This is a genomic window from Nonomuraea lactucae (assembly GCF_003313395.1).
Classification (GTDB): domain Bacteria; phylum Actinomycetota; class Actinomycetes; order Streptosporangiales; family Streptosporangiaceae; genus Nonomuraea; species Nonomuraea lactucae.
This window is the reverse complement of sequence record NZ_QNFZ01000726.1, coordinates 1-3776: the sequence shown is the minus strand read 5'-3', so window position 1 is coordinate 3776 and position 3776 is coordinate 1. Positions and strand designations below refer to the sequence as shown.

Annotated in this window: 4 protein-coding genes and 1 pseudogene; 4 read left to right on the top strand and 1 reads right to left on the bottom strand. The window is 74.1% G+C overall.

The features are described 5' to 3' along the window. The 3 genes and pseudogenes from DQW85_RS26155 to DQW85_RS26145 form a co-directional block, all read left to right on the top strand. Positions 1 to 232 (top strand): annotated as a pseudogene (locus DQW85_RS26155) (hypothetical protein); the annotation flags it as partial. After that, the gene (locus DQW85_RS26150; RefSeq protein ID WP_205315416.1) at positions 229 to 1110 is read left to right on the top strand and encodes a glycosyltransferase family A protein; all 882 of its coding nucleotides are present in this window, start codon (positions 229 to 231) and stop codon (positions 1108 to 1110) included. The pseudogene DQW85_RS26155 and the gene DQW85_RS26150, both read left to right, overlap by 4 nt. A 52-nt stretch (positions 1111 to 1162) precedes the next feature. After that, complete coding sequence (locus DQW85_RS26145; RefSeq protein ID WP_113702598.1) at positions 1163 to 2005, top strand: hypothetical protein; 843 nt, start codon at positions 1163 to 1165, stop codon at positions 2003 to 2005. Here the strand turns inward: DQW85_RS26145 and DQW85_RS26140 are convergent. Further along, complete coding sequence (locus DQW85_RS26140) at positions 1955 to 2830, bottom strand: DUF6492 family protein (RefSeq protein WP_113702597.1); 876 nt, start codon at positions 2828 to 2830, stop codon at positions 1955 to 1957. The two genes, DQW85_RS26145 and DQW85_RS26140, sit on opposite strands and share 51 nt — an antisense overlap. A gap of 132 nt (positions 2831 to 2962) precedes the next feature. Between DQW85_RS26140 and DQW85_RS26135 the strand changes: the two genes are divergently transcribed. After that, on the top strand, positions 2963 to 3709 hold the full coding sequence (locus DQW85_RS26135) for a hypothetical protein (protein ID WP_113702596.1): 747 nt from the start codon (positions 2963 to 2965) through the stop codon (positions 3707 to 3709). The last annotated feature ends 67 nt before the right edge of the window (positions 3710 to 3776 follow it).

Genomic DNA, 3776 nt, shown 5'->3' with positions numbered 1-3776 from the left:
GGGGGTGCGGCTCGCGCCCGTCGCGCGCGCCCTCGTCCGGCCGCTGCTCGCCGGGGTCGCGGCGGCCGGGGTCACCGCCCTGGTGGACCGGCTGGTGGGCGGTGCGGACGGCGACGCCTTCGTCCGCCTTCTCGTGGCCGGCTCGGCCGGCCTGTTCGTCTACGCGGCGCTGGTGGTGCCGCTGGGCCGGCTCAGGCAGTTCGGCCACCCGCAGAGGAAGGAAGCCGGTTGAACCCCGATGTGCTCGTCTCCGTCGGTCTGCCCACCTACAACGGCGGGGCCGGCCTGGAGAAGGTCGTGGCCTCCGTACTGGCCCAGGACCACGCCAACCTGCAGCTCGTGATCTGCGACAACGCCTCCACGGACGAGACCGGGGAGGTCTGCCGCGACCTGGCCGCCACCGACGGCCGGATCGTCTACCACCGGCAACCGGCGAACATCGGCGCGATCGGCAACTTCGTCAAGGCGCTCCACCTGGCCGAGGGCCCCTACTTCCGCTGGATCGGCGACGACGACCGGCTGGAGCCGCACTGCCTCTCCCGCTCGCTGGCGGAGTTCGCCCACGACGGCAGGCTGGTCATGGTCACCGCGCAGACCGCCTACACCATGGACGGCGTCACGGAGACCGGCGCGTACGAGGGCGCCGCGCTGCGCTCGGACGACCCCGCGGAGCGCTTCGCCGAGATGCTGCGCCTGCTGACCGAGAGCCACGTCCTCATGGACCCCCTGTACGGCCTGCAGCTCCGCTCGGTGGCGCTCGGCATCCCCCGGCCGGTCATGGTCAGGGAGGACGAGGTGGCCGCCGCCAGGTACGCCCTGGCGGGACCGTGGGGTCACGTGCCCGAGGTGCTGTCGCACCGCAAATGGTCCAACGCCGGGCCGGTGGCGATGAGCTCCCGCATGGCCCTGCCCGCCTGGCGCGGCTGGTTCGCCACGCTGCTCCAGGCCCGTGCGCTGCTGGCCGTCGTCGACGAGGCGGGGCTCGGCCCGGACCAGCGGCGCCGGGCCCGCGCGGCCGTGGCACGGCTGTACGTCTCGCGCCAGCGGCGGCTGGCGGCCAGAGGCGCCCGCAAGCTGGGCCGGCTGATCCGAAACGCGCGTAACAGGTGAGCCGCTTCGTTGGATAAACAGGTGCGCAACGTACGTCTTGGGGGCGGGAAGCTTGGACTTCTGGAGAACCATCGTCGGCCTCGCCCGTCGCCCGTCCGTCGGCCCGCCCATCATCGCGCTGGCGGTCGTGGCCGCGGTGGCGGCCTTCCTGGCCGTGCCCGCCCGCTACACCGCCAGCGTGATCCTGCTGCTTACCGCGCCGGGCAACGCCCTCATCCCGCCGAACGACCCCGGCGTGCCGCCCGGCCGTACCAACCCGCTGCTGCAGGACAACGCCGGCCTGCGCACGACCGCGGCCACGCTGATTCTGGCCACCGGCACGCCCGAGGTGCTGGCCCGGCTCGGCGCGTCGAAGGACGGACCGGACAAGCTGGTCATCGACGGCGGCGCCACCAACCCCGCGCTGTTCGGCACCGATGGACCGTTCCTGTCGATCGTCGCGGAGAGCCGCACCGCTGCGGGCGCGCGGGCGCTCGTCGAGCGGGCCCAGCGGCGGGTGCAGGAGGAGCTGACCGCCAAGCAGCGCGAACTGCGGGCTCCCGCGGTCAGCTACATCACCACGATGAACGTCACGCCGCCGTCCACACCCGAGAGGCGGATCGGCGACAAGGTGCAGGCGGCCGGCGTGGCGTTCGCGCTGGCGCTCGTGGCCGGGTTCAGCGCGGCGTACGCGCGGCTCCGCCTGCGGGCACGCGACCAGGCGCGGCCGGGCCCGGAGCACGCCGAGCCGGAGGACGAGCCCGAGGAGCCTGAGGTCCCCGAGCGTGAGAACACCGAGCGTGAGAACACCGAGCGTGAGACTGAGCCCGAGGACACCGAGCCCGAGGACGACGCCCGTGCGGACTCAGCCCCCGGCGACCTCGGCGCAGCGCCGCACGGCCGCCTCGCGCACTGACGGCGGCGTCCCCGACTTGGCCGAGATCATCATGCCGATGGCCTCCGGTCCGAGGCGGTCGGCGAAGGCCAGGGCCCCGTCGCGGTCCAGCGGCGTCCGGTCCCAGTAGTTGTGGCAGATCGTGTCGTCGCCCGCCGGCGGCCCGCCCGCCGCGTACAGCTCGTCGACGAACACCCCGTACAGGATGAACTCGGAGATGTGCAGCCGCGCGTTGAAGGCGTCCAGCCAGGGGCGGCCCGCCGACTCGGCGATCCGGCCCTGCATGGCGCGCACGACGACCGGGTCCCAGAACGTCAGCGAGCTCACGTAGTCGTGCAGCGGCGGCGGGGGCGCGGGCGGCAGGCCGAGCAGGTCGCGGGCCACCTGGTGCCAGCGCACGTGGCGGGGCATGCCCGCGTGCACGCCCCGCTCCACCCGGTGCAGGCGGAGCTGCCCGTCCGCGCGGAAGGCGGCCACGTCCACGGGCCTGACCAGGACGATGTCGGAGTCGGCGACGAGCACCGCGCGCGCCTCCGCCCGGGCCGTGGCGGCGAGCTTGAGCGCCTGCTGGATGACCCAGCCGCGGATCGGCGGCCAGGGGCGCAGCGCGTTGACCCAGAGCCCGGACCGCGGGACGCGGACGTACCTGCGCGGCAGCAGTTCGGGCTCGGTCCAGACGCGGCAGCGGGGCCCCGCGAACCCGGCGAACCGCTCCCTGTCGCCCGCCGGGACGATCACATGGTGGACGGTGTCCTCGGTGGTGTGCTCCAGCACCGACGCGTGCAACTGCGCGAAGAGCTCGGCGTCGGGTCCGAAGCTCGGCGTGACGACGGCCAGCTCGGTCACGGAAGGCGGCCTCCCCCTCTGCGGCGTCGCGTTCGGCCCGCTCTCGCATATCGCCTCATAGGCGGTGAGTCGTTACGTAACACGCGTAGCCGGTTGGAACGATACCTGTGTGGACCGAGGGGGGTAGGGCGCATGGACTTCTGGCTCACGGTCCTCGTCCTGTTGCGCCGCTGGTACGTGACGCTCCCGGCCTTCTGCGCGGCGCTGGGCGCGGCGGCGGCGGTCTACTCGACGGTCCCGGCGGTCTACACCTCCAACGCCGCCATGGTGCTCACCCTGCCGAGGACGGGGGCGAGCCTCCCGGTCCATCCGGGCACGACCAACGCCCCGGTGAACCCGCTGCTGAACTTCGACCGAGGGCTGACCATGACCGCCTCGATCCTCACCGCGCGGCTCACCACCGCCAGGGTCGGGCAGGAACTGGGCGTGCTCCCCGGCGGCGATACCCTCTACAAGGTGCACAACGGCAGCGCCAACGTCGAGGCGCTGGCCACGGGCCCGTTCGTGTTCGTCGAGGGTGAGGCGCGCACTCCGGAGGCGGCCACGGACATCGTGCGCAAGGTCGCGGCGCGGGCCAGGCTGGAGCTGCTGGAGAGCCAGCGGGCGGTCGACGCGCCGCCCGCGACGTACATGGTGCTGACCGACGTGGTGGCGCCGACGCCGGCCGAGCGCCTGCAAGGGCGCAAGCTGAGGTCGGCCGCCGTGGCCCTCGCGCTCGGCCTGGTGGCGAGCCTGTGCGCGGGCTACGCGGCCGAGAGCCTCGCCCAGGCCCGCTCACGACGCGGGACGGGAACGCTCAGGCCACCGCTCACCCGGCTCCGCCCCCCGCCACCGGTCGAGCGGCTGAACGGCCACGCGGGTGGGGAGCGGCACGCGTGAGCGGACGGCCCGGCGTGGCCTGGACTGGCGTGGCCTGGCCTGGCGCGCCGCCGCCGGGCGTGCCGCG

Coding starts and splice junctions, on each gene's coding strand:
- DQW85_RS26135 (WP_113702596.1), top strand. CDS start 2,963: ATGGACTTCTGGCTCACGGTCCTCGTCCTGTTGCGCCGCTGGTACGTG.